Source organism: Paenibacillus sp. WLX2291, assembly GCF_046603665.1.
Classification (GTDB): Bacteria; Bacillota; Bacilli; order Paenibacillales; family Paenibacillaceae; genus Saccharibacillus.
The window spans coordinates 4,459,696-4,485,106 of record NZ_CP176755.1 but is presented as its reverse complement, the minus strand read 5'-3'; the positions used below and the strand labels follow the sequence as shown (position 1 = coordinate 4,485,106).

The following is a 25,411-nucleotide window of genomic DNA, read 5'->3' as shown; positions in this document are numbered from 1 at the left end:
ACTCCAACCGCTAAAAGTAACACGTAAGAAAAACGTACAACAATCATCACCACTCGCTGCATAGCCCACCAACCCATGCAGCCCACCATCACCCAACCGTATTATTTACGCTCTTTCATACACTACAACACCAAGCTCCAACCAACCAACAAACCCAAAACACTAAAAGCCCTGATCCGGTCCCAGCACTCCAGCTGCCAAACCAATCAGGGCTTTTTTTAAAATGATAGAGATACATAACGTTTACTAATCATAATGTACCCATACACGACTAAGCCAATAAACCAACAAACTAGTAAACCAATAAACAAATCAACCAATTAAAATAGTAAACCAGCAAACCAGTAAACCAACAAAATAGTGAACCAGTAAACTAATAGATAATACACATAAAAATTGAATCCAAAACAGTAATCCCGTTTCTACTCTACAGCAATGTTCATGTTCTAAATTCTACTTCCCCTACCAAGTGAAAGTGAAAATGAGGCGGAAGCTCAGAACGAAGGGAAGGAAATAAGGGATAGGGACGACTTTGGAGGGGCGGGAATCTTCATTCCTTCCTAATCCAAAAGATTCCCGCGGCTCCACCGGAGTCCCGTTCCCTTATTCCCTCCCGAAGTGTTTGATGCAACTGCCAAGTCATTTCAGCCTTTCCCTAACACCTATCCAACATGCACACTCAACCGCTCATTCATCTTATCCGGGCTCAACCAGCCCACATACGAATCCAGCGTATGAAACTCCTTATCCATCACTACAACCGCGACAAACGGATACTGGCGACGATGGCGATAGCGCACATCCGCCCAGCGTACAATATACCCGCCAGCCGTCTGCTCCACCTCAGAAATGGTATACGAGGAAAAGTACAGCAGCGCTTGAATATCCCGATGCTGACGGGACGCTTCAATCGCTGGATGCTGCATCGATGCCACAGCGTCAATCCAGATCAGTTTATTCGGGCTATACCAGCCGACTCGGTAGCTGCCGTCTTGTTTGGCATGTACTACATGCCAGCGGCGCAGCGAAATGGTCGGAATGAGCACATAATGTCCATCCGGCTCCGGCGAGCGTCCGTCTTCAATATCCATACGCTCTACCTTACGGGTCAAATACCAGTGTGTCGTCGTCCGCCATACATAATAGACAGCGATGGTCGAATACAGCGTAATAAATAGCGGTGCAGGCGGAACCAATCCGGTTACCCACAGCAGCAGCGCCGCAATATGCGTTCCAAAAATAAACGGGTCAAAAATATTAATAATATTCCACGAAATCCACGTTTCGCTAAATGGTCGCACCGCCTGTGTACCGTAGGTGTTAAACAAATCGGTAAACACATGCAGGACGACCGCAATCGCAGTCCACAATACAATGTGCCAGAAGCCTTCATGATGTAGCAGCAGCGAAGTGCCTCCGCCGATCAGCGCAATCCAAAACGCCATAAATGGCAAGGAATGCGTAATGCCGCGATGATTGCGTACATAAGTGGCATTGTCTTTTAAACGTAATATAGTATCAAAATCCGGTGCTTGCGAACCGATAATCGTTGCGACCATAACTGCAATCGCCAGACCGGGGTCGGAAGCGACAACAGGGTCTACATAAGCAAGTCCGGCAAGTCCAAACCCCATGGCAAAATGGGTGGCAGTATCCATTGAATATTCTCTCCTTAGTCATTCGGCGTCTCATCTCGTATGCAATTCCAATTTTGCAATGACGCAGTAGCTTTGCTTCATTTCGCCTGTAGTTTACCATAACCAGTTAGCAAAAACGTGAAACTGAGATTAAAATACGCATCCTTCAACAAATTGTCATAATCGCCGCCATCTCTTGGCAAAGGCAAAGACAATTGCATGGGAGTATGATAAAGTGGATAAGGCGATTTGTACGGATGTATCGGGATTCACCCTGCATCTTCCTATGGAAATAGGGAGTGGAAGAGGTGAGCCTTTTTTATGAACAGCCCTATGTTGTAATCATCGGTTGCATGCAACCTAATGTTAAGGAGGAAGAAGTTCACTTGGATAAACAACCGGGCTATTCTACACTACCGGATTCTAGCTTACATGAAACTCCGGCTCCAGGCGAGCAAGGAGCAAGCTGGCGTGACTTTATCGCGCTTACCAAACCGGGGATTTTGCGCTCCAATCTGATTGCTACCTTTGGCGGCTTCTGGCTCGCTTCGGGCTGGCATATTCAGTTTGGACATTTGTTATGGACATTACTTGGAACGATGCTGGTGATGGCATCATCGTGCGTATTTAACAATTACTGGGATCGCGAACTGGATATGAAAATGACGCGTACCCGCGACCGTGTGCTGGCAACTGGTCGCCTATCTCCTACTATTGTATTGTGGTATGCGATTGGACTCGGCATCGTTGGCTTATCCGTACTGGCAATATTCGCAGGGCTGTTGGCAGCGGCACTTGGTGCGCTGGGCATGTTTGTCTATATCGTCATCTATACGCTATGGCTGAAACGAAGCTCCACTTGGAGTACATCGATCGGCGGTATATCAGGCGCGATGCCACCAGTGATCGGATACGTAGCGGTGTCGCAACAAATAGATATGGGCGCATGGTTATTGTTTGCGATGCTGTTTCTGTGGCAACCGCCGCATTTCTGGGCGTTGGGCATTCGTCGGGTGGAAGAATATCGTGCTGCGGGCTTTCCACTTTTGCCCGTTGTCAAAGGCATTACTCGTACCCAGTATCAGATGCTACCGTATATTGCATTGCTAATTCCAGTGCCGATTCTAATGTATGTGTACGGCTATACTGGTTGGATCTATATGGTGACTTCATTGGTGCTGTCTGTGACATGGCTGGTGATGGCAATCGCTGGTTTCCAAAAGCAGAACAAGGATCAATGGGCGAAAAGAGCATTTATCTTTTCGATTAACTATTTGACGATAAGCTTTATTTTGATGATGATTGACACGGTGCATCGCTGAGAATGATGTCAGTCTGCGACGAATACGAATAACAAAACTTTAAAAAGGCGGGGCAGGGTAGATAATATATTCGTCTAACCCTGCCTTTTCCAGTTGTGCTGCGACATACTCATCCGGCGTGCCTTCCACACCGGCATAACCGCGACGGGTATACATATGCGTTGCATCTGGAAAGGCATCGCTGAGCACGCCGCGAATTTTGCGACCGGACGAATCGTTATCCAGAAACAGATACACTTCGTCCTGTCCAACCTGCTTGCGGAGCTTTTCCAGCTTTTGCGAGTTTAGTGTGCCAAAGGTGCATAGAATCTGCACTTCCGGTTGTAGGACACGACGCAATTTACTACGGTCGTTTTTGCCTTCTACGATAATATGAATCAGGGCAATCACCTCTGTCTAAGATTGGAAAGGAATGAACAGCTCGTATTCGATGTTGTAAGCGGCAAGGCGACTACTGACACCATAAGCATATTTCGGTTATACTATAGACTAGCCAAAAAGCTAGCTACTGAATACCATCATGGACAAAAAATAGATCGTACAGACACCATAGGAAAATGCATATTGGAGGTTATACAGATGGATTGGCAAGTATGGAGCGAATTTTTCAGACAGAATTGGCTGATCATTCTGGTAGCTCTAATTATATTATTTCTCGTGATCAATCTGGTCAAAACAGTCATCAAATGGCTGATCGTGATCATTATCGTCGCAGCGGTCTGTATTTACAGCGGCATCTCACTGGATCAGATTCGCGATACCGTTACCAATGTAACGGATCAAACGGTCGGTGCATTGCGCGATCAGGCACTGGACGTGATGAAAAACGAAGCCAAGGATGCACGCTTTATTCAAAATGGAGATGGCACGTACACCGTGAAATCGGACAATATCGAGTTTACCGGTGAACCAGGTGCAGGCAAAGTCAGCATGACCTTCCGCGGTGTGCCGCTTGGCGAATGGGACGTGAACAGTACGATTCAATCGGTCATTACGCAGGCAAAGCAAAATACGGCGGCAAGTAAATGAAGAATGGAAGCATCCAGAGTGTTCGTTCATGTGATCATCGAATGACAGAGCATACTGGCAAGCGGTATACAGACCGTCATGCTAGAGGAGGACGTAGATGGAAGTAAAGGATATTGCAGCGTGGTTTGACAGCAGCTTCGTTTCCTGTCTGCTGTATGTCATCGTATTGATCTCGGTGTTGCAAGGCGTCCGCAGCGGGGCAAGCCGCTCGGCAGGGCGTCTATTTTCGTGGGCAGGACGCACACTGCTAACGGTACTGGCGCTGCTGCTGGCGGCGCCGTTTGCGCTATTCGTTTCTCCGTATGTGCAGTCATGGGCAGAGCAGGTGTCCAATTCCGTGCCGGACGGCAATTTGCAATGGTGGTGGGAAATGTATTACTCCGCCATTTATCTAATCTCGGAATTCTCGCTGTTACGGTTTGCTGTGTTGTTTATGTTGAGTTATGTCATAGCGAATATCACCTTTTCGTTGCTGGCGGTATTGCTTATTCCAGAACGTCTGCGACGTGGCCCCGTTCCGACGGAAGGGCGGCGTTCAGGCTGGCTGAGCCGAATACTCGGCGGTCTGGTCGGGCTGCTAAATGGTGTGCTACGCGGTGCGATTGTGATCGTAATTCTATTTATCGCGGTCAGTCTGTATCCCAACAACAAATGGTCGTCGTATGTGGAAGCATCGTCATTATACAATGGTACGGTCAAATCGGTTGTACAGCCGCTGACCGGCTCCTTTGTCAAAAATACGCTGCCTGTGTTCACCAGTGCGGTGGAGCAGGAATTGACTGGCATTTTCCAGCGTAAATATGATGTAGTGGATCGCAGCATTCCAGATAATATTGAACAGGCAGCTGCCGAGATTGTCGGTACTACGACCGATACCGAGACGAAAGCCAAACTGCTATATGACTGGGTCGGCTCGCGCGTCAGCTACGACTATGGCAAAGTTGCCGATTATGAGCAGCGCGGCGTCTGGCATGAACAAACACCGGAAGATACATTTGAAACGAAACTCGGTGTATGTATCGACTATGCTCGTTTGTATGCGGTCATGGCTCGTTCGCAAGGAATTGATGTGCGCGTTGTAACTGGGCTTGGATATAACGGTCAAGGCGGGTACGGTCCGCATGCGTGGAATCAAGTGTATGTGCCGAGTTCTGGTCAATGGATTCCACTTGATCCAACATGGGCATCCGCAGGCAACTGGTTCAATCCACCGAAGTTTGCCGAGACACATGTCGAGCAAAGTGTATTGTAACCATGTCATATCACATCATATGAACGCAAAATTTCTCAACATGGTAATCCGTGTGCTAATATAAAGTTTGTTGCATATTCGTGCAGCGTAAGCTGCTGTCGTTCAAGATCAAGAAACACGCAAAACTAAGATTCAAGCAGGCATCATAAAGCAATGCCGCAAGAGAAGGGAAAAGATCCAGCCAATGAAAAAATCGGGTATTGATGAGTCGTCCAAACGCGAACTCAGAAATCAGCGCCAATTCTCTATCCGTCTGAATGTGTTCTTTTTTGCCACGTTTATCGTATTTACCATTCTCATTGTACGACTGGCGATTTTGCAGTTTGTGGAAGGACCGAATCTGCGTGAGCAGGAAGCCAGTATCTCCACGAAAAGTACGCCAATCCCGCCGATCCGGGGTAACATTCTGGATGCCAGCGGTACACAGCGAATCGCTTACTCTACTTCGTCCCAGTCGCTCTACTTTACCTTGTCCAAAAACTACTCGCTGGAGAAAAATAAAGACGAGCTGTACAGCATTGTTGCCAAGTTGAAGCAAGTATTCAACAAATATGGCGATCCCAACGAGAAGATGACGGCTCAGCAGATCATTGATGCGATGGATATTACCTATAAGAAAAACTACGGCTACACCCCGCGTCGGATCAAAAAAGATCTAACCAATGAGGAGATCGCTCATTTTCTAGAGCACAAAGATGAATTTCCGGGAATTGAAGTTGTAGAAGAAAGTGTTCGTCACTACGATACAGATCGTGTAGCTGTGCAGACGGTTGGCTATCTTCGTCAATTTAGCGGCGTTAGCACTACGATGGATCACTATATTAACAAATCGCGCATCACTGATGCGGATGAGAAATATCTGTCTACTGAATATGTAGGTGTCGACGGTATTGAGTATGCGTATCAAGACGCTCTGCGCGGTAAAAACGGTCTGAAAACGACTCCGGTCAACTCGCTGAATATCGCAACCGGACGTACCGAACTGACTGCTCCGCAAAAAGGCGATAACGTCTGGCTGACGATCGACAAAAATGTCCAGCTAGCAGCGCAAAAAGCGATTACGGATCAATTGTCCTATTTGCACTCATACCGTAGTGGGAATGCGTATGCACCCAATGCGCAAACCGGTTATGCAGTCGCTATGGATGTGACTAACGGTAACGTTGTTGCGATGGCAAGTATGCCAGATTACGACTCCAATATCTGGGGCACGTCGCCTTCGAGCGATGAGATCAAGGATATTACACCTTATTATCCAAACGGAACGATCAAAGAGGTATATCGTGAAGGTCATGCCTCTTCCATGGTATTAATGGGTTCGGTTATCAAACCGCTCACGGTACTGATTGGATTAAAAGAAGGAGTTATTACTCCGTATACGTACTATCAAGATAGAGGATATGCCGAGATCGGTAAAGAAGGGCATACGACCAAAATCAAAAATGCCAGTGGGCACGTATATGGTGGTCTGAATCCTGCTACTGCGATTCAGCATTCCTCCAATGCTTTCATGATTGATGAAGTCGGCATGCCGCTATATCGCAAATACCAAGCAGATTCAGTCAATGTATGGGATAAATACATGAAAGAATTTGGACTGGGCGTTTCGACAAAGAGTGGGCTGCCTGGCGAAAGTGCAGGTTCCGGTGAGTATTTGAATGTCAAAGCTGCGGGTAGTACACAGGCAGCAATGGCATTTGCTTCCTTCGGTCAAGGGGGGAAATATACAACACTGCAACTGGCTCAGTATGTAACAACGATTGCCAATAGAGGTAAACGTCTGAAACCACAGATGGTTAGTAAAATTACGGACTCGGAAGGCAATGTGGTGAAGCAATTCAAGGCGCAAGTTGTGAATACGGTTAGTTTCCCAGATGAGTATTGGAACACCGTGATTAGAGGGATGCAAACGGATGTACAGGTATTCGATGATTTCCCTTACGCTATCGCGCGTAAAACAGGTACATCCGAGCAATCCATTTATGGACATAATGTCGATAACGGTGTATTTATCGCTTTTGCTCCACGCGATAATCCGAAACTGGCTGTCGCTGTCGTGATTCCCGAAGGTGGCTTTGGTGCGCAAAGTGCTGCGCCAGTCGCTCGTAAGATTTTCGATGCTTACGATCAGGAATACGGTCTGGATGGCGTACCGAAAAAACAATCGACAGATGCGAATGCGGATAGCACGAACACAAGTCAATAATAGTATAATCAGCCAACAGATCACGATTTAGCATCTGTTCGTCAAAGTACAAAAAGAAGCAGGCGATACGCTTGCTTCTTTTTTGTTTATTCTAAGATCTGAAAGTACATTCTATAATGTAGAGTGAAAAGTACTTATTATTAAAAATACATATGTTCATTTATACTAAGTAATTATTATCATTTTTTATGCTAAACGGGTAGTCTACAGGCGTACACTGATCCAAAGTAAAAAAGCGCGTTACACACATCCATGTAAAAGTAGCAAGAATCTATTCATACGATATACAGCAAGGGATATAGAGAATGATATGTCTATTTTAGCACCTTCAAAAACTGGGTAAAATGGCATGCTCACTTCCAATCACACTAGCAGTAAATGAGTGTTATGTTACGTTTTTGCGAAAAATAGGAAACTTGCGATTGATTTTAGGTAGGTTTACTATTTATTTCACGGGAGAGACTCCTGCATTCACATCAAAACAACAACAGGAGGTTATTCATTATGAATCCATCCAATACGCAAGTATCTGACAAAGCATTTCGTATCTTCAAAGGTGAGGCAGGCGATAATCCATTTCCAGCCATTGCGGAAGTACGCGGTGTCGCACCCGTTGTTCCGATTGCTTCGCCGTGGGGATTGTCGGAGCGTCCGGCATGGCTCGTTACACGTATGGAAGAGGCGATAGCTGTGCTGAAGGATCGCAATCATTTTACGGTCGATCCAGCATTGATCGAAGGATACGAGCCGCCGAATCGCGCATTGAAGCAGCAGGCGGATCCGTCGGGTCCAGCGACCTTCTTTACTGGCAAATCGATGCATACGTCCGACGGTATGGATCATCGTCGATTACGTGGATTGGTATCCAAGGCATTTACGCCGCGGTATATGGAGGGTCTCAGACCGAGAGTGCAGCAAATTGCAGACGAGCTGCTGGATCAGGTGCAGGAGCAAGGGCATATGGATCTGGTCAACGATTATGCTTTTTTACTGCCGATTCGGGTAATCTCGGAAATGCTGGGCGTACCAAAGGAAGATCATATTCGCATTCAGGAATGGTCGGATGCGCTGGCAAGCGGTCTGGGACTTGGTAAAACCGATCCCGGCGTCGCTGACAATATGCGCAAATTTGGTGAATATACGCTGCAACTGGTTGAGCAAAAGCGTAAGCATCCGCAGGATGATCTGATCAGTCAGTTGATTGCGATTGAAGAAGAAGGCGATAAGCTTAGTGTAGACGAATTGACCTCAATGATCACATTACTGATCTTTGCCGGCCATGAGACGACATCCAATCTGATTGCGACCGGTATGCTGATGCTGTTCGATTACCCAGAGCAATTAGAAAAGCTCAAAAACGATCATAGCTTGATCCCGAATGCAGTAGAGGAGTTACTACGTTTTAACGGTCCATCTACGATTGTCGGTCCACGTTTTGCTAAAGAAGATATTGAGTTTGGCGGTCAACAGATTCAGAAGGGCGATACAGTGATCGTATTCAATAAATCGGCGAATCGGGATGAGCATCAGTTTGAGCAATCCGAGGAATTGGATATTACGCGCGATATTAACCGTCATCTCGCATTTGGCAATGGTGTGCATATGTGTCTGGGCGCTCCGCTGGCACGGGTGGAAGGGGATGTGGCATTTACGACATTGCTGCAACGCATGCCGAATATTCGACTAGGCATTCCGCGCGACGATATCGTCTGGCATTTCTCGCTGTCGTCTCAAAGTCTGGCTTCGCTACCAGTTACATTTTGAAGATCGGTTCGTACATTGGGAGATAGAATATAATGAGCCTCGGAAGGGAACTTCCGGGGCTTTTGCATCTAAAACGTTAGAACATGATTCATAAGGTATGACCTTCTCCATTTTGTAGGTGGAATAAGGTATTACACATATTTTGCTCAGGATGTTGAATGGCATTTGTTCTTGTTCACACATATGCTAAAATGAAGAAACAACTACATATTATGGAATATGAAAATTGTTGAATATGAATCATATACCTGTCGCTTGATTTTATATTTTGTAGCAAATAGGAGGTTTACCCAGTCGATGAAAAAATGGAATTCGACCGATTCCGAAGAATTTGAAGAGAGTCACCGGCGGCAGTTTTCGATCCGTTTGAATATTTTCTTTTTTGCCACGTTTCTGATCTTTAGTGTGCTGGTCGTGCGACTGGCAATTTTACAGTTTGTAGAAGGTCCAACCTTGACGGAAGCGGAGTCCAGTATCGTGAACAATGAGACGCCGATTATGCCGAGCAGGGGCATCATCTACGATGCGTCGGGCAGCAAGATTGCGTATTCGCTATCGACGCAATCGCTTTATTTTACATTAAGCAAAGACTATCGTCTGGATGAGAACAAAGATGAATTTTTGAAAATTGTCGGCGATCTGAAGCGGGTATTCAATACATATGGCGACCCGAACAATAAGATGACTGCCGATCAGATTATCGAAGCGATGGATATTACGTATCGTAAAAACTACGGCTATACTCCGCGTCGAATCAAGAAAGACCTGAGTAACAAAGAAATCGCTTATTTCTTGGAGCATAAGGACGAATATCGAGGAATTGAAGTACGTGAAGAAAGTATCCGCGAGTATAGCCCGGATCGTGTAGCTGTGCAGACGATTGGCTATTTGAAAGGATTTTCCGGTGTAAAATCCAGTATGAACAAATACAAAAACCGCGCGCGTCTTAGCGGAACTGATGAACGGTATATGGATACCGAACTGGTCGGTGTAGACGGATTGGAGTATACGTTCCAAGATGAGCTGCGCGGTCAAAATGGCGTTCGCAGCACACCGATTAATGCACTCAATCGTGTAGACGGACGATCAGAGCTGACACCGCCGCAAAAGGGCTACAATCTGTGGATGACGATTGATAAAAATGTACAGCTGGCTACTCAGCAGGCAATTACGGATCAAGTGGCATTTCTGCGTTCATATCGTAGCGGTACTGCTCATGCTGCCAATGCGCTGACTGGGTATGCAGTGGCGATGGAAGTCGATACAGGGAATGTCGTTGCCATGGCAAGTATGCCGGACTACGATCCGATGATCTGGTCGCAGTCACCGACAGCTGAACAATTGAAGGCGATTGAACCGTATTATCCAAACGGTACCATTCGGGAGATTTACAATGGCAGACGTGCTTCGTCGCTTGTGCTGATGGGCTCGGTTATTAAGCCGCTTAGTGTACTCATTGGGATGAAGGAAGGATTTTTTGGACCTTATGCTGGTTACTATGATCGCGGCTATGCTGAGTTTGGTAAAGCAGGCTACGAAACGCGAGTCAGAAATGCATTGGGTGAAGTATTAAGCTCATTAACTCCTTCAACTGCTATTCAAAAATCGTCCAATGCGTTTATGATTGATATGGTTGGTAAACCGTTATACAGCAAATACGGCAACGAATCGGTCAATGTGTGGGACAAATACATGAAGGAATTTGGATTGGGTGTATCGACGCAAAGCGGTCTACCTTACGAGAATCCCGGACGTGGTGAATATACGAATATCAAAGCTGCCGGTAGTGCACAGGCGGCGATGGCATATGCTTCTTTTGGTCAGCAGGGGCGTTATACTGCATTACAATTGGCGCAGTATGTAACTACAATCGCTAACCGTGGCGAGCGCTTAAAGCCTCAGTTTGTCAGCAAAATTACAGATGCCAAAGGCAATACGGTCAAAACATATGGACGTGAAGTGCTTAACACCATCAATTTCCCAGCGGAAGACTGGAACGTAGTTATTAACGGAATGCGCAGTAAAGTGGAAGTACTGAACAACTATCGCTATGATGTTGCGCGCAAAACAGGTACATCCCAGCAATCCGTATACGGCAAAATTGTCGATAACGGTGTGTTCATCGCCTTCGCCCCACGTGATAACCCGAAACTGGCTGTCGCAGTTGTTATTCCAGAAGGCGGCTTCGGTTCTCGTAGCGCGGCACCAGTTGCGGTCAAAATCTTTGACGCTTACGATCAGGAGTACGGTCTGGACGGTGTACCGAAGAAAACGCAAAATCAAAATGCCGATGCGCAAATGGATAATATCCAACAGTAAGCCTGCATCCACTTCTGATAAATTGCAAAATAGACCGTCTTACCCACATGCAAAAGACGATCAACAAAAAGATACACAACGCTAGTTGAAGCAAGCCTGTTTGTTCTTTCATAGACAAACAGGCTTTTTTCTATTGTCTTGAAATGAATATGTTCAAAATTACATTCTTGTTTTTTCTTTCCCTACACCTTAAAATTTGCACTAAGGAAACAAATATGGTGTATATAAAAATAAAGTCATAGAGGAAACATTGAGTTCATACATTCCATCCATAATCAAAAGCGAATGACGAAAGGGGAATCATTTATGTACAACAAGCAATTGCCATCCCAATCATCCTCCCAACATTCTTCTCATGCATCAGCAGATGCTGTACATCATGCGCAAACAGATCAACACGTTCAGACTGGCAAACAAAATCAAGCTATGGAGACTTTATCGTCAGCGGTAGTAATACGTCATATCCAGTCTGTTCGCACATGGCGTCGTCGTTGGATGCAGTCTGCCATGCTCATTGCTCTGATTGTCGTCCTTTCCGGGTGCAGTAGTGGACAGGCAGCGGGTGAACCGGAAGATGGCATTTTGCATATTACTGCCACTACTGGCATGATTGCCGATGCCGCGCGAGAAATAGGCGGCGAGCATGTGGAAGTTGTCGGTCTGATGGGACCGGGCGTCGATCCGCATATGTACAAAGCGTCTCAAGGCGATATTCGCAAGCTGGACGATGCCGATTTGGTGCTGTACAACGGATTGCATCTGGAAGGTAGCATGACCGACATTTTGGAAAAGATGAGCGATACGCGACAAGTTGTTGCGATCACCGACCAGATCGAGCCAGAGCGTCTACGTCAAAGTGAGGAAAATACAACTGAGCATGATCCGCACATCTGGTTCAATGTCAGTTTGTGGATGAGTGCGGTTGAACGTGCCCGCGATGCTATGGTAGCTGCCGATCCTGCTCATGCAGATGCTTATCGCAGCAATGCGGATACGTATTTAAAAGAGCTAGAGCAGCTGCATACCGATGTACAGCAGCAAATTGCGAATATTCCGCAGCAAAGTCGGGTGCTGGTCACCGCCCATGATGCTTTTGGATATTATGGCGATGCTTACGATATTGAAGTACGCGGATTGCAGGGCATCAGCACCGCTTCGGAATATGGCTCCAAAGATGTCGTCGAGCTGCGCAATATGTTAGTAGAACGCGGTATCAAAGCTGTATTTGTCGAAAGTAGCATCCCGGCACGTTCGATGGAAGCTATCATTGCCGGAGCCGCAGAGCAAGGTCATCAGGTGAGCATTGGCGGTGAATTGTACTCCGATGCCCTTGGCGCTGCTGACAGTGAAGCAGGCACATACGTAGGCATGGTCAAACACAACACCGTAACGATCGTCAATGCGCTGAAATAACATATTGCATCGAAAGAGCATAGGATCGATCCATAGCTGAATCGTAACGATCAGCGAATAGTATCCTATGTAGAAACGTTCATCATACCAATCACGAGCAAGGAGGGTCATTCCATGACTACATCAGTTACGGCATCAACCGCAACAGAGACTACGAGCAGGTCTATCTCTGCAAATGATTATCCGCTCCGTGTAGAGAATATGACGGTTAGTTATCACAAAAAGCCTGTCGTGCAAAATGTCTCTTTTACACTGGGCGAAGGTCGGCTCATCGGTCTGCTTGGACCGAACGGTGCTGGTAAATCAACGCTGCTCAAAGCGATGCTGGGATTAGTACCAACGCTCAGCGGACAGGTACACATTTATGGCAAGACGTATACAGAGCAGCGGAAACGGATTGGTTATGTGCCGCAGCGCGAATCGGTCGACTGGGATTTTCCGACGCATGCGCTGGATGTTGTACTGATGGGCACATATGGACGACTCGGCTGGTTCCGTCGTCCGGGCAAACGGGAAAAAGAAACCGCAATGGAGTGCCTGCGTCAGGTTGGCATGGCAGACTATGCAGATCGTCAGATTAGCCAGTTGTCTGGCGGACAGCAGCAGCGTATCTTTTTGGCGCGAGCACTGGCACAGCAGGCGGATTTGTATCTGATGGACGAACCGTTTGCCGGTGTAGATGCCACAACGGAAAAGGCGATCATCACACTGCTGGAGCAGCTCAAGCAGCAAGGCAAAACGGTGCTTGTTGTGCATCACGATCTATCGACGGTGGCATCGTATTTTGACGATGTGCTGCTGCTGAATCGTGAACTGATCGCAGCTGGTCCGGTCAGTGAGACATTTACAGCCGAGACCCTGCAACGTGCGTATGGCGGCAAAATTACATTTCTGCAACATAACGATCAAGGCGGCATGATCATCGCCGGCAAATAAGGAGGGATACAGAATGGAACTGCTCATATACATGCTTGGCGATCCGAATGTGCGCTGGATTATCGCAGGCTGCATGTTACTCGGATTAAGCAGCGGCGTGATCGGCTGCTACATGGTCTTGCAAAAGCGTAGCCTGATCGGCGATGCGCTCGCCCATGCGGCATTGCCGGGCATCTGTATCGCTTTTATGCTGACCGGGGTGAAATCGGCGCTTGGCTTTTTTATCGGAGCATTGATTGCCGGGGTAATTGCTACTTTCGGTATACGCTGGATTACGACTTATTCACGGATCAAGCAAGACGCGGCATTAGGCATTGTGTTGTCGCTCTTTTTTGGCATCGGTGTGCTATTGTTGACCCGGATTCAACATAGTGGAGATGGTGGGCAAAGTGGGCTGGACAAATTTCTGTTCGGTCAAGCGGCGTCGATGATGCGTGAAGATTTGTATTTGCTGGCAGGAATTAGCGTTGTTTTACTCGTGCTGTGCGGCTTGCTCTTCAAACAGTTCAAGCTGATCAGCTTTGATCGTGATTTTGCCCGTGGCTTGGGCTGGCGGGTGGTCTGGCTGGAGCAGTTGATCTTGCTATTAACGGTCGTAGTGGTCGTATCCGGTATTCAGGCAGTTGGCGTTGTGCTGATGTCGGCGTTGCTGATTACGCCAGCGGTTGCGGCACGCTATTGGACAGATCGCCTGCACATCATGCTCATACTAGCGGGCATATTCGGCGCTGTCAGCGGAATGGTAGGTACGTTATGGAGTGGCATGGTATCACAGCTGCCGACCGGACCAGTAACCGTATTGGCGGCAACGTTGATTTTTGCTATATCGGCATTGGCATCACCGCGCCGCGGCTGGCTGGCACGCATGTGGCAGCATCGACGCAATCGACAACAATGGCAGCGAAACGGAGGGGCGACGCATGAGCAGTGATTTTTGGATTATTACGACAGCGATTCTAATGTCGGCAAGCTGCGGATTGCTCGGGTGCTTTCTTATTTTGCGCAAAATGGCACTGATCGGCGACGCCATCAGCCATGCTGTGTTGCCGGGCATCGCCATTGCTTTTCTATTTAGTGGCGGACGCGATTCGCTCGCAATGATGATCGGTGCCACAGCGCTCGGACTGCTGGCGGTCTTCCTCATTCAATGGCTGCAAAGCTCCGGTGTACAGTCAGATGCGTCTATCGGCATTATTTTCACCGCGCTGTTCGCGATCGGCGTCATCGTTGTAAGTCTGAACGCGCGCAATATTGATCTGGATCTCGATTGTGTCCTATTCGGCGAGATCGCCTATGTGCAATGGGATACGTGGGCATTCAACGGCATAGACATGGGACCGCGTTCTGTGTGGATGCTAGGCTTCACCTTGCTAGTCGTCGTAACACTATTAACACTATGTTATAAACAATTCAAACTAACTGCCTTTGACCCGGCACTCGCCGCAGCCTGCGGCATTCCGGTACTGTTGTTCCACTACCTGCTCATGGGTATGGTGTCTATGACATCAGTAGCATCCTTCGAAAGCGTAGGCGCAATCCTCGTCGTCGGTATGCTCGTCATCCCGGCAGCTACTGCCTACCTGCTGACCGACCGTCTGCACATGATGCTGCTGTCCAGCGTAGCCGTCGGCGTCGCCAGTTCCATTCTAGGCTACGCCGCCGCTTACATCTTAAACGCCTCCATCGGCGGCAGCATCGTCACCACAGCAGGTATCCTGTTCATCATCACGTTCCTGCTTTCCCCCCGCCACGGCATCCTTCTGCGCAAATGGCGCCAAACCCGCGCCATCCCAGCCAAATAATCGGGAACAGCGTAAGATGCAAGCAAACAAGTGGCATAGAGCACCATGTATATACGTTCACTCGCTATTCCAACTACATGTCCAATCCATACCAATACACAACCAGAACATCAGCTAACATAAAAGGTACAGTGCCATACGCACTGTACCTTTTTACTGATTATTGAAATTGATTGTGAACTAGCAAATTGCCAATTGTCCACCACCCCAACCATGCTCCCATTCTCCCTTGGCGAATAAGCATAGGAACAAATGAGTCAAAAGAAAAATCTTACGAAAACTTCATTTACATTTTACAAAAAATTTTGAGAGCACCAATCAGAGTATGCTACACTTATCTTGATATGAAGTTACTGAGATTGCGAATATAGACCACCTCACAAAACTGTACATGCACTACCAATCCCAAAATGCTCAACAATCCCATTACTTTCTCAAACTGCATGTATATATTGCATTCAGTTTTGAATACCTTTATGCCTACATCGCTATAATTTTGAGAAGTGAGAAGTGAGAAGTGAGAAGTGAGAAGTGAGAAGTGAGAAGTGAGAAGTGAGAAGTGAGAAGTGAGAAGTGAGAGTAACAATATGCACGGAACGGAGGGAAGGAATAAGGGACAAGGACGATTTTGGAGGGGCGGGAATCTTCATTCTCTCCTAATCAGAAGATTGCCGCGGCTCCACCTGAGGACGTTCCCTTATTCTTTTCCGCAGTGGATAAAGCATCAAACCGCAAGCATCACCTACACTTCCCAACAGACTAAATTTCAACTGGAGGCTCCACCAATGACAACCCCTAAATACAAACTACTAGCCCTCGACATGGATGGCACCCTGCTCAATGATAACCACGAGATCAGTCTCGAAACAAGCAAATGGATTCACAAAGCGATGGACGCTGGCATCCATGTCTGCCTGTCCACCGGTCGCGCTGCTTCCAGCGCATTGCCATACGGACAAGAGCTTGGACTGGAAACACCGATGGTCACCGTAAACGGCAGCGAAGTATGGAAGTCCCCACGCGAGCTGCATCGTCGTACGTTGCTCGACCCGGACAATATCCGCAAAATGCACCAGCTTGCTATCGACAAAGACGTTTGGTTCTGGGCATATTCTGTTGAGCGTCTATACAATCGCGATAACTGGCTGAACGAAGATCAGCCGCTGGAACAGGTGGAATGGCTCAAGTTTGGCTACAACACACCAAATGACGAACTGCGTCATGATATTCTGATGACGCTGCAAAATATGGGCGGACTGGAAATTTCCAATTCGTCGCCGTACAATCTGGAGATCAATCCACTCGGCATTAACAAAGCAACCGGTATCGCTGAAGTGTGCAAGCTGCTGAATATCGACATGTCCGAGGTAGTTGCCGTCGGTGACAGTCTGAACGATCTAGCGGTGATCCAAGCGGTCGGTCTTGGCGTAGCGATGGGCAATGCACAGGATACGGTCAAAGAAGAAGCCGATCTGGTCGTCGCCAGCAACAATGACGACGGCATTGTAGAAGTAATCCGCGACCATATTCTCGTGTAAGGCAATAGGCTGCTTAGGCAGAACCATCTACACATGTAGCTAGCCGACTCCACATGTTTTTGAAACGAATGTGTCATTTGCACAGTATACAGGTATACAAACGTATGGAGTCATGTAGAAGACTTCCTAGCAATACACATCGATTTCGATTGTCCGCTTACCGGACATCACAATGAGGAGAGACTAGATATGACGATGGAGATTATCGGCTGGGTGCTTGTGATTGCCCTGTTTATTGTCGGGATGCTGGGTACAATTTATCCGATCCTGCCTTCGGTTGTAGCGATTTATTTTGCCTTTTTCGTGTACGGCTGGTTTTTCACCTTTAATGAATTTGGACCATGGTTCTGGATCATTGAAACGGTGATCGTAGTCGTGCTGCTCGTTGCCGATTATTTGGTCGGTGCTTATGGAACGAAGAAATTTGGCGGTTCACGATTGGCAGTGATTCTGTCGATTGTCGGTATGGTGATTGGTCCGTTTGTCATTCCGGCGTTCGGTCTGATCCTCGGTCCATTGATCGGTGCGGTTTCGGCGGAACTTATTCAGGGACGCGATTGGCAAAATGCACTGCGCGTTGGCTGGGGAACCGTGCTTGGACTATTCGCCAGTGCCGTTGTAAAGATTATTTTGCAACTGGCGATGATCGGTGTCTGGATCATCTGGATTGTGGCTAACTGACGATTTCGTTTGTTTTGTCGCATTGCGAAGCGGGGCGATGCGTGTCTATAATAGTAATGCTGACGTAAAACGACGACCGGGAGGCGAATCAGCCTTCCGGTTTTTATATTGTCTGCTAGTTTGCAATATGGCACTGAGAGAAGGGGAATTATTTTGTCCAAAGGCGAATCATTTATTAAAGGCACGATCATTCTGGCAGCCGCTGCACTCGTTGCGCGCGTGCTTGGTCTGGTACAGCGCGTGCCGCTGGAGCATATGCTCGGGTTTACCGGGGATGCTTCGTTTACGCTAGCGAATAATGTGTATTTAATGCTATTGGCGGTTGCCACAGCCGGTATTCCAAGTACGCTCAGCAAAATGGTGTCCGAACGCTATGCACTCGGACGACCACATGAAGCACAGCGCATTTATTATGCGGCGCTGTTATTCGCGGGAGCAGCCGGTGTAGTGATGACGCTGCTGATGTACATAGGGGCACCGTATTACGCACAAATGGCAAAAGAACCGTCTGCGGCACTGGCATTGCAGGCAATCGCGCCATCTCTGCTGCTGTTCCCGGCAATTGCGATGATGCGCGGGTATTTTCAAGGACGCAATATGATGTCTGCCGGAGGTATCTCGCAAATTATTGAGCAGTTTGCGCGTGTGTTGACTGCCATTTTGCTCGCATATACGTTGCTGCGGATTGGTTACGGCGATATTGAAGTTGCAGCCGGAGCATCGTTTGGTAGTGTGCTGGGGAGTATCGGGGCATTTGCCGTTATGCTGTACTATACTTTGAAATTGCGTCGTCAGGATGCAGCGAATCGAATCCATGCAACATCGCTGCAATCGGAAACAGTAATTCCACTGCGCCAAATTTATGGTGATATTTTCAAATTGTCGATTCCGATTGTTATCTCGTCGCTGACGATTCCGGCGGTAAACTTTATTGATGGTACGCTGATCAAGCCGCTGTTAGTCGGTCATATCGGCGATGCGGCAGCAACTGCGGCACTCGGTATTCTCGGTACGCGTGCACAAAGCATTGCCGGTATTCCGCCGATTCTAGCGATTGCACTCAGTACATCGCTCATTCCGATCATCTCGGCAGCTTATGCGCGCCGGGAAGAAGATAATCTGAAACGTCAGATTTCACTAGCGCTGCGTATATCGGTATTGACCGGTATTCCGATCGTATTGATGCTGACGACGGCAGCGTACTCAATTAACGGCTTGCTGTTTACGAATACCGAAGGAGCAGGTATTATCGCGCTGCTCACACTGGGCACGATTTTCCAGATTACGATGATGACGACCAACTCCATGCTGATCGGGATTAATAAAGTCAATCTGTCTATGTTCCATGTGCTTGCTGGTATCGTATTAAAATTGATCATGAGCGTGGCGCTGGCACCGCTGCTAGGCATCTACGGTATTATCGCAGCGACCGGATTATGCTTTATCCTGATCACAGTACTTAATTTGCGTTCGCTGCGTCAGGTAGTGCCGTTCTCTGTGCTCGGTAATCGCTGGATTGGCTTTATTCTGACGGTGATGATTTTGACAGTAGTCGGTCTGCTACTCAATCAGGCGGGCATTGCGCTGACAGCATATATGAACCACAGGGTTGCATTTTTCATTGGTTGTTGTATGGTAGGAATAGCAACGCTGATTATTTATCCTGTTTCACTTGTTGTGCTGCGTGTGGTACGAGCCGAGGAATTATCCACGTATCCGGGACCACTACGCAAATTGCTCAGTCCGCTCATGAGATTGCAGCGCGGCAGAGCATCTTGATTTGATTTTTGCTCAACATTGCTGCATTGGACAGGATCGCTGATCGTCCGCAGCACGTATCTACAATCTCTTAGGTGGTAGATACAAAGTCATACTATGTTTCAAAAGGAGGAATATGTGATGCAAATCATTAATACAAGCGAAAGCTTCCATACAGCTATTGCTTCACCAGAACTGACGGTTGCCGTGTTCAAAGCCGACTGGTGTGGAGACTGCAAATTTATCGATCCATTTATGCCAGAGGTAGAGTCTAACTATGCGGATCGTCTGACACTGGTAGAAGTCGATGTAGACGGTGTAGGCGACGTGAGTCAGGAGCAAAATATTCTCGGCATCCCAAGCTTTGTTGCGTATGCAAACGGCAAAGAATTGATCCGTTTTGTGAACAAAGCACGCAAATCCCGTCAAGAAATTGAGCAGTTTCTCGATCGTGCGGTTGAGGTGTACCATACATTGAATGCACAAACTGCTGAATAACAATTGCAAGTCAATAGCCTGTTCCGATCTGATGCGGGGCAGGCTGTTTTTGTTGGATATGTAGGCAAGATTGATCGTTTTTTGTCACAAAGCCTGCGGTATCACAGGCTGTCCTTTCGTTATAATAAAAGAGGACTTCACATGAACGTCACTATTAACTAAACAGCGGGTGATTCTTATTATGGCACGCAAGCCACTGATCACGATTCAACAGTTAAAATGGTTGAGCTATATAACCTGTCTCGCCATGTTCTTGGCTACCATGGGCGGTCTAGTCGTTACGAAGACCGGCTCCGGGATGGGATGCGGCGCTCAATGGCCGCTTTGTCATGGCAAATTTATTCCCGCCTATACGATCTCTTCATTTATTGAGTACACGCATCGGGCAGTAAGCGGATTTGCCGGTTTGACCGCATTGTTCTCGTTTATCGGATTTATGTTTTTTAACAAAAATCGGGAATTGCGACTGTATGCGTTGCTGACCTTTATTTTCGTCGTATTGCAGGCGATTATGGGCGCACTGGCAGTTGTATTTTCACAATCTTCGGCTGTTATGGCATTGCACTTTGGGTTCTCGATGATCGCCTTCTCTAGCTCCATGCTGATGGCGTTCACTGCACGGCGGCTCCATATACGTCAGCGGACGCATGATCTGTCCAATCAGCCACCTGTCAGCAAAGGCTTCCGTAACCTGACTTGGTTTGCAACAATCTTCACGTATATCGTCGTGTATACTGGAGCGTTCGTTACACATACCGATTCACGCGGTGGCTGTTCGGGCTTCCCGCTCTGTAATGGAGCGATTGTGCCGGAATTGTCTGGCGGTGTAGCCGTTGCCTTCCTGCATCGTGTGGCAGCGGTCGCGTTGGTGATCGTCATTGCGATTCTCGGTCATTACGCTTACCGGTATCATCCGAACAATCCGGGTATCCGCAAAATGGGTCTGATCGCCGTTCTGTTCATTTTGCTGCAATTTGTGAGCGGTGCAGTGAACATCTTTACGATGAGTGTGCCGGAAATTTATTTCTTCGCTACGATGACACATACATTGCTCATTCAGTTCTTATTCGGGATTCTATGTTACATGAGTTTGCGTACGTGGCAATTAAGCCGTGGACCACGCGGCGAAATCGCACCGGACGCATGGAACAAAGAAACACCAGGCGACAAAGGCGTACCTGCGCCACGATAATGATTACAGTATAATTGCCACGAGCCACGAGCCACGAGCCACGAGCCACGAGCCACGAGCCACGAGCCACGAGCCACGAGCCACGAGCCACGAGCCACGAGCCACGAGCCACGAGCCACGAGCCACGAGCCACGAGCCACGAGCCACGAGCCACGAGCCACGAGCCACGAGCCACGAGCCACGAGCTACGAGCTACGAGCCACGAGCCACGTACAGCTGACAGCACGGATATATTCGTGTTTGTCAGCTGTTTTTGTAGGCAATGGCAACGATCACGTTCTAGCAGTATATGCCGTTTTACGTATTTTAATTTCCAATCCAACTCGATGTGAACGGGAAATGGCGGAACTTTCTACCAATATGAATATTTGCTGAAATAGGTGAAAAAAGCCCATTTTGCACTTTACAAAGACTGTGAAGTTCACTATACTGAGTAAAGATTTTCATTCGATGTTTTCATATTTTCTTATCGAGAGTGGTGGAGGGACTGGCCCGATGAAGCCCGGCAACCGATTTTGTGAATGGCATGTGCCTTTTCAAAATGACATGGTGCTAAATCCTACAAGATGACAGCTGTACAGCATATGCACAGTCTGTGATTTTGGCAGATGAGAAGGCAATATCTTACGGATAGAGAGCCCTTTTCTGCAGGAAATGGGCTCTTTTTGTGTATAAAAAAGAACCGGTTGAAAATAGATACGAACGAAATCACAACATGATTGACAACAGGGAGGAGGACCCTACGTTTGATCCGTCTTGAGAACTTAACCAAAGTATATGGAAAAGGCAAGAACCTGAGTCCGGCACTGGACAACCTGAACATGTCGATTGAAAAAGGTGAAATTTTCGGTGTGATCGGTCATTCCGGTGCAGGCAAAAGTACGCTCATCCGATGTATCAATTTGTTGGAGCGTCCGACTTCCGGGCATGTCTGGATCGACGATGTAGATATGACCCGGCTCGGCAAGCGGGCATTGCAAACCCGTCGCCGCAAAATCGGCATGATCTTTCAGCATTTCAATCTGCTGTCCTCAGCAACGGTGTATGATAATATCGCTTTCCCGTTGCGTCTGGTTAAAACGCCGGAAGCCAAAATTCGCTCCCGCGTGCAGGAATTGCTAAATCTGGTCGGTCTGGAAGCACACGCGCGCAAGTATCCAGCGCAGCTGTCTGGTGGACAAAAGCAGCGTGTCGGCATCGCTCGTGCACTAGCAAGCGATCCAGATGTGCTGCTATGCGATGAAGCGACATCGGCGCTTGATCCGCAGACGACCCAATCGATCCTCAATCTGCTGCTAGACATTAACCAGCGCTTCCATCTGACGATTGTGTTGATTACGCATGAAATGAACGTAATCCAGACGATCTGTGATCGCGTCGCAGTCATTCATCAGGGTGGCATTGTCGAGCAAGGTCCGGTAGCAGAAGTATTTCTGAAGCCGAAACATGTAGTTACACGCGACTTTATTACTCGTGAATCTAGTGAAGGCTCCTTGCTGGATGCCGTGTTAGCAGGTCCACACAGTGCATCTTCGACGGCTGTCAAAGTTTCCTTCCTTGGCGAGAAGACGTACGAGTCGATTTTATCGCGCGCGGTACGTGAGACTGGTGTAGACTTTGCCATTTTGCAGGGGACGATCGGAACGCTCAAAAGTGTACCGTACGGACAACTGGTCGTACGTTTTGACGGCGAACCGGCTGCGGTTCAGCGGACGCTGGATATGCTGAAAGCCGAAGGTCTGAATGTGGAGGTGATAGAATCGTGAGCAACTTTGGCGAACTGGACTTTTCACAGATTGACTGGGGCGAATTCGGTACGGCGACGATTGAGACGCTGGAGATGGTTGGAGCATCTGGACTGTTTACCTTGCTGATCGGTTTACCGCTGGGCGTGTTGCTGTTTATGACTGCTCGTTCTACATCTGGCTTTTTACGCGGCTTGTATACGGTATTGTCAGTTATCGTGAACATTTTGCGTTCAGTACCATTTATTATCCTGATCGTGGCATTGTTGCCGGTCACGGATCTGATTGTTGGTACGACACTTGGTGTCAAAGGAACGATCCCGCCGCTCGTCATTGCGGCTGCGCCGTTTTTTGCAAGGTTAGTGGAGACGGCACTGCGTGAAGTAGATCGTGGTGTAATCGAAGCCGCTTATGCAATGGGTGCATCAACTGGACAGGTTGTAGGCAAAGTATTGCTGCGCGAAGCGATGCCGGGACTGCTTGCTGGTCTGACGGTAACGGTCGTTGCACTCGTATCGAATACAGCAATGGCAGGTATGATCGGTGCAGGCGGACTGGGTACGCTGGCAATCAACTACGGATACTACCGTTATGATATGGGCGTCATGCTCGTTGCGGTTGTGCTGATGGTTGTGATCGTACAAGCGCTACAAATGCTGGGCGATCGCCTGGTGATTCATTTTTCACGCCGATAAGCAAGTTATCGGGTAGGTATAATGCGTTTATGACACTTTTATCATACAAATACACATTAGAAAAAGGGGAACATGAACATGAAAAAATGGTTGCTTGCACTTCTTAGCGTTATGCTGATCGCGGTTGTTGCCGCTTGCGGTAACAGTTCTTCCAGCACTAGCAATGAATCCGCACAATCTGGTACTTCCGGTAGCTCTAGCGAGCCAGTCACACTGCGCGTTGGCGCAACAGCTGTACCACATGCTGAAATTCTGAACCATCTGAAACCAACATTGGAAGCGGAAGGCGTAAACCTGGACGTTGTTGAATTTACTGATTACATCCAACCGAACGTACAGCTGAACGATGGTAAACTGGATGCAAACTATTTCCAAACCAAGCCCTACCTGGATGAGCAAAACAAATCCCGCGGTATGGATCTGGTAACTGTACAGGGCGTACACATCGAGCCTTTCGGTGGGTATTCCAAAAAGTACACTTCTATCGACCAACTGCCTGATGGTGCAACGATCGCAATCCCGAACGAAGTATCCAACGGTGCGCGCGCACTGATCCTGCTGGCTAACAATGGTTTGATCGAACTGAAAGACAAAACAAACATCACTTCGACTACCAAAGACATCACATCCAACCCAAAAAACCTGCAATTTAAAGAGCTGGATGCAGCGATGCTGACTCGTCAACTGGATCAAGTCGATCTGGCGATGATCAACATGAACTATGTACTGGAAGCGAAGATTGATCCCAAATCCGCGCTGATCGTCGAAGACAGCAGCGCTCCATATGCCAACTACCTGGTATCCCGTGCGGACAACAAAGATTCCGAAGCGATCCAAAAGCTGGCAAAAGCACTGACTTCCGACGATACGAAGAAATTCATTGAAGAACAGTACAAAGGTGCAGTTATCCCTGCATTTTAAGTTCTAATGTATGGATGGTCGAATCAGATTCCGAGTATCACCTGAAAAGTGAATCATGGATACAAGAGGCACGTTATCGTAGTAGAGATAACGTGCCTTTTTGTTGTTGAGGACGAATCGCAAGATATACCAATATCGTTTTTGGTAACCTGTTTTGATAATCAAAAGAGCATTCTATCTGCTACAGACAGAATGCTTTTTCCCCTATATTCATATAATCACATACAAACTTCGGCAAAATGGGCTTTGACCACATCTGCCAATTGCTGTGGAGCAAGTTCCACTTGCATACCGACTTTCCCAGCGCTGACGATCATCATGTCCAGTGTCTGCGCGCGATGATCGATAAAAGTAGGATATAGCTTTTTCATACCGACTGGCGAGCAGCCACCGCGAATGTAGCCGGTGTGAGCAAGCAGTTCTTTTACAGGCAGCATATCTAGCTTTTTCTCGCCTGCGACGCGCGCTGCCTTTTTCAGATCGAGTTCCTCGGCAACCGGAATGACGAAGATGTGCAGTCCCTGTTTGCCGCGAGTGACGAGCGTTTTATGTACGACCTCGGCGGGTTTGCCGATTCTTTCGGCTACGGCATTGCCGTGTATTTGACCATCTTCGGGATCATATTCGTGTACATAGTAGAGGATATGTTCTTTGTCCAGAATGCGCATCGCATTCGTCTTGACTTTGGCTGAACTCATCGTCG

General features: G+C 47.7%; 21 protein-coding genes and 1 riboswitch. Of the genes, 18 read left to right on the top strand and 3 right to left on the bottom strand.

Annotated elements, in window-relative coordinates; translation table 11 throughout:
* Positions 1-662: 662 nt before the first annotated feature.
* Positions 663-1,658 (bottom strand): metal-dependent hydrolase, encoded by a 996-nt coding sequence (locus ACDE64_RS19185; RefSeq protein ID WP_411343681.1) that lies wholly within the window; start codon positions 1,656-1,658, stop codon positions 663-665.
* A 365-nt stretch (positions 1,659-2,023) separates the two neighbouring features.
* Between ACDE64_RS19185 and cyoE the strand changes: the two genes are divergently transcribed.
* The gene (cyoE, locus tag ACDE64_RS19180; RefSeq protein ID WP_411347897.1) at positions 2,024-2,959 is read left to right on the top strand and encodes a heme o synthase; all 936 of its coding nucleotides are present in this window, start codon (positions 2,024-2,026) and stop codon (positions 2,957-2,959) included.
* A 39-nt stretch (positions 2,960-2,998) separates the two neighbouring features.
* Here cyoE and ACDE64_RS19175 read toward each other — a convergent pair whose 3' ends face one another.
* Entirely contained in the window at positions 2,999-3,340 is a 342-nt protein-coding gene (locus tag ACDE64_RS19175; RefSeq protein ID WP_411346852.1) for a toprim domain-containing protein, read from the bottom strand.
* A 198-nt stretch (positions 3,341-3,538) separates the two neighbouring features.
* Between ACDE64_RS19175 and ACDE64_RS19170 the strand changes: the two genes are divergently transcribed.
* The 17 genes from ACDE64_RS19170 to ACDE64_RS19090 all read left to right on the top strand — a co-directional run bounded on the left by ACDE64_RS19170 (position 3,539) and on the right by ACDE64_RS19090 (position 24,708).
* Entirely contained in the window at positions 3,539-3,988 is a 450-nt protein-coding gene (locus ACDE64_RS19170) for an ATPase (RefSeq protein WP_411347896.1), read from the top strand.
* Between the two features lie 97 nt (positions 3,989-4,085).
* A complete protein-coding gene (locus ACDE64_RS19165) occupies positions 4,086-5,240 on the top strand; it encodes a transglutaminase-like domain-containing protein (protein ID WP_411343678.1) in 1,155 nt (384 codons plus the stop codon).
* A 184-nt stretch (positions 5,241-5,424) separates the two neighbouring features.
* On the top strand, positions 5,425-7,446 hold the full coding sequence (locus ACDE64_RS19160) for a peptidoglycan D,D-transpeptidase FtsI family protein (protein ID WP_411347895.1): 2,022 nt from the start codon (positions 5,425-5,427) through the stop codon (positions 7,444-7,446).
* 504 nt (positions 7,447-7,950) lie between these two features.
* The gene (locus ACDE64_RS19155) at positions 7,951-9,210 is read left to right on the top strand and encodes a cytochrome P450 family protein (protein ID WP_411347894.1); all 1,260 of its coding nucleotides are present in this window, start codon (positions 7,951-7,953) and stop codon (positions 9,208-9,210) included.
* 297 nt (positions 9,211-9,507) lie between these two features.
* A complete protein-coding gene (locus tag ACDE64_RS19150) occupies positions 9,508-11,529 on the top strand; it encodes a peptidoglycan D,D-transpeptidase FtsI family protein (RefSeq protein ID WP_411347893.1) in 2,022 nt (673 codons plus the stop codon).
* Between the two features lie 495 nt (positions 11,530-12,024).
* Complete coding sequence (locus ACDE64_RS19145; protein WP_411350343.1) at positions 12,025-12,942, top strand: metal ABC transporter solute-binding protein, Zn/Mn family; 918 nt, start codon at positions 12,025-12,027, stop codon at positions 12,940-12,942.
* Between the two features lie 201 nt (positions 12,943-13,143).
* Positions 13,144-13,878 carry a metal ABC transporter ATP-binding protein gene (locus tag ACDE64_RS19140; protein WP_411350342.1) on the top strand — a complete coding sequence of 245 codons (735 nt, stop codon included), beginning with the start codon at positions 13,144-13,146 and terminating at the stop codon, positions 13,876-13,878.
* Between the two features lie 13 nt (positions 13,879-13,891).
* Complete coding sequence (locus ACDE64_RS19135) at positions 13,892-14,809, top strand: metal ABC transporter permease (RefSeq protein WP_411343674.1); 918 nt, start codon at positions 13,892-13,894, stop codon at positions 14,807-14,809.
* Complete coding sequence (locus tag ACDE64_RS19130) at positions 14,799-15,680, top strand: metal ABC transporter permease (RefSeq protein WP_411343673.1); 882 nt, start codon at positions 14,799-14,801, stop codon at positions 15,678-15,680. Before ACDE64_RS19135 ends, ACDE64_RS19130 begins: the two co-directional genes overlap by 11 nt.
* Positions 15,681-16,465: 785 nt before the next feature.
* A complete protein-coding gene (locus ACDE64_RS19125; RefSeq protein ID WP_411343672.1) occupies positions 16,466-17,218 on the top strand; it encodes a Cof-type HAD-IIB family hydrolase in 753 nt (250 codons plus the stop codon).
* Between the two features lie 195 nt (positions 17,219-17,413).
* Entirely contained in the window at positions 17,414-17,899 is a 486-nt protein-coding gene (locus ACDE64_RS19120; protein ID WP_411350341.1) for a DUF456 domain-containing protein, read from the top strand.
* Between the two features lie 153 nt (positions 17,900-18,052).
* A complete protein-coding gene (locus ACDE64_RS19115) occupies positions 18,053-19,678 on the top strand; it encodes an oligosaccharide flippase family protein (RefSeq protein ID WP_411347892.1) in 1,626 nt (541 codons plus the stop codon).
* A 120-nt stretch (positions 19,679-19,798) separates the two neighbouring features.
* On the top strand, positions 19,799-20,155 hold the full coding sequence (locus tag ACDE64_RS19110) for a thioredoxin family protein (RefSeq protein WP_411343670.1): 357 nt from the start codon (positions 19,799-19,801) through the stop codon (positions 20,153-20,155).
* Positions 20,156-20,336: 181 nt separating this feature from the next.
* Positions 20,337-21,347, top strand: coding sequence for a COX15/CtaA family protein (locus ACDE64_RS19105; RefSeq protein ID WP_411343669.1), 1,011 nt, complete (start codon positions 20,337-20,339; stop codon positions 21,345-21,347).
* A gap of 463 nt (positions 21,348-21,810) precedes the next feature.
* Positions 21,811-21,962: riboswitch (SAM riboswitch) on the top strand.
* Positions 21,963-22,093: 131 nt separating this feature from the next.
* On the top strand, positions 22,094-23,113 hold the full coding sequence (locus ACDE64_RS19100; protein ID WP_411347891.1) for a methionine ABC transporter ATP-binding protein: 1,020 nt from the start codon (positions 22,094-22,096) through the stop codon (positions 23,111-23,113).
* A gap of 74 nt (positions 23,114-23,187) precedes the next feature.
* Positions 23,188-23,787, top strand: a complete 600-nt coding sequence (locus ACDE64_RS19095) for a methionine ABC transporter permease (protein ID WP_411346848.1) — start codon at positions 23,188-23,190, stop codon at positions 23,785-23,787.
* Between the two features lie 78 nt (positions 23,788-23,865).
* Positions 23,866-24,708, top strand: coding sequence for a MetQ/NlpA family ABC transporter substrate-binding protein (locus tag ACDE64_RS19090; protein ID WP_411343667.1), 843 nt, complete (start codon positions 23,866-23,868; stop codon positions 24,706-24,708).
* Between the two features lie 218 nt (positions 24,709-24,926).
* On the opposite strand, the gene ybaK is transcribed toward ACDE64_RS19090, so the two are convergent.
* Positions 24,927-25,406 (bottom strand): Cys-tRNA(Pro) deacylase, encoded by a 480-nt coding sequence (ybaK, locus tag ACDE64_RS19085; protein WP_411347890.1) that lies wholly within the window; start codon positions 25,404-25,406, stop codon positions 24,927-24,929.
* Positions 25,407-25,411 lie beyond the last annotated feature (5 nt).

Excerpts from the sequence above, each read along its gene's own strand:
- ACDE64_RS19185 (WP_411343681.1), bottom strand. The coding sequence starts at position 1,658 with ATGGATACTGCCACCCATTTTGCCATGGGGTTTGGACTTGCCGGACTT.
- ACDE64_RS19170 (WP_411347896.1), top strand. The coding sequence starts at position 3,539 with ATGGATTGGCAAGTATGGAGCGAATTTTTCAGACAGAATTGGCTGATC.
- ACDE64_RS19165 (WP_411343678.1), top strand. The coding sequence starts at position 4,086 with ATGGAAGTAAAGGATATTGCAGCGTGGTTTGACAGCAGCTTCGTTTCC.
- ACDE64_RS19160 (WP_411347895.1), top strand. The coding sequence starts at position 5,425 with ATGAAAAAATCGGGTATTGATGAGTCGTCCAAACGCGAACTCAGAAAT.
- ACDE64_RS19155 (WP_411347894.1), top strand. The coding sequence starts at position 7,951 with ATGAATCCATCCAATACGCAAGTATCTGACAAAGCATTTCGTATCTTC.
- ACDE64_RS19150 (WP_411347893.1), top strand. The coding sequence starts at position 9,508 with ATGAAAAAATGGAATTCGACCGATTCCGAAGAATTTGAAGAGAGTCAC.
- ACDE64_RS19145 (WP_411350343.1), top strand. The coding sequence starts at position 12,025 with ATGCAGTCTGCCATGCTCATTGCTCTGATTGTCGTCCTTTCCGGGTGC.
- ACDE64_RS19140 (WP_411350342.1), top strand. The coding sequence starts at position 13,144 with ATGACGGTTAGTTATCACAAAAAGCCTGTCGTGCAAAATGTCTCTTTT.
- ACDE64_RS19135 (WP_411343674.1), top strand. The coding sequence starts at position 13,892 with ATGGAACTGCTCATATACATGCTTGGCGATCCGAATGTGCGCTGGATT.
- ACDE64_RS19130 (WP_411343673.1), top strand. The coding sequence starts at position 14,799 with ATGAGCAGTGATTTTTGGATTATTACGACAGCGATTCTAATGTCGGCA.
- ACDE64_RS19125 (WP_411343672.1), top strand. The coding sequence starts at position 16,466 with ATGACAACCCCTAAATACAAACTACTAGCCCTCGACATGGATGGCACC.
- ACDE64_RS19120 (WP_411350341.1), top strand. The coding sequence starts at position 17,414 with ATGGAGATTATCGGCTGGGTGCTTGTGATTGCCCTGTTTATTGTCGGG.
- ACDE64_RS19110 (WP_411343670.1), top strand. The coding sequence starts at position 19,799 with ATGCAAATCATTAATACAAGCGAAAGCTTCCATACAGCTATTGCTTCA.
- ACDE64_RS19105 (WP_411343669.1), top strand. The coding sequence starts at position 20,337 with ATGGCACGCAAGCCACTGATCACGATTCAACAGTTAAAATGGTTGAGC.
- ACDE64_RS19095 (WP_411346848.1), top strand. The coding sequence starts at position 23,188 with ATGGTTGGAGCATCTGGACTGTTTACCTTGCTGATCGGTTTACCGCTG.
- ACDE64_RS19090 (WP_411343667.1), top strand. The coding sequence starts at position 23,866 with ATGAAAAAATGGTTGCTTGCACTTCTTAGCGTTATGCTGATCGCGGTT.
- ybaK (WP_411347890.1), bottom strand. The coding sequence starts at position 25,406 with ATGAGTTCAGCCAAAGTCAAGACGAATGCGATGCGCATTCTGGACAAA.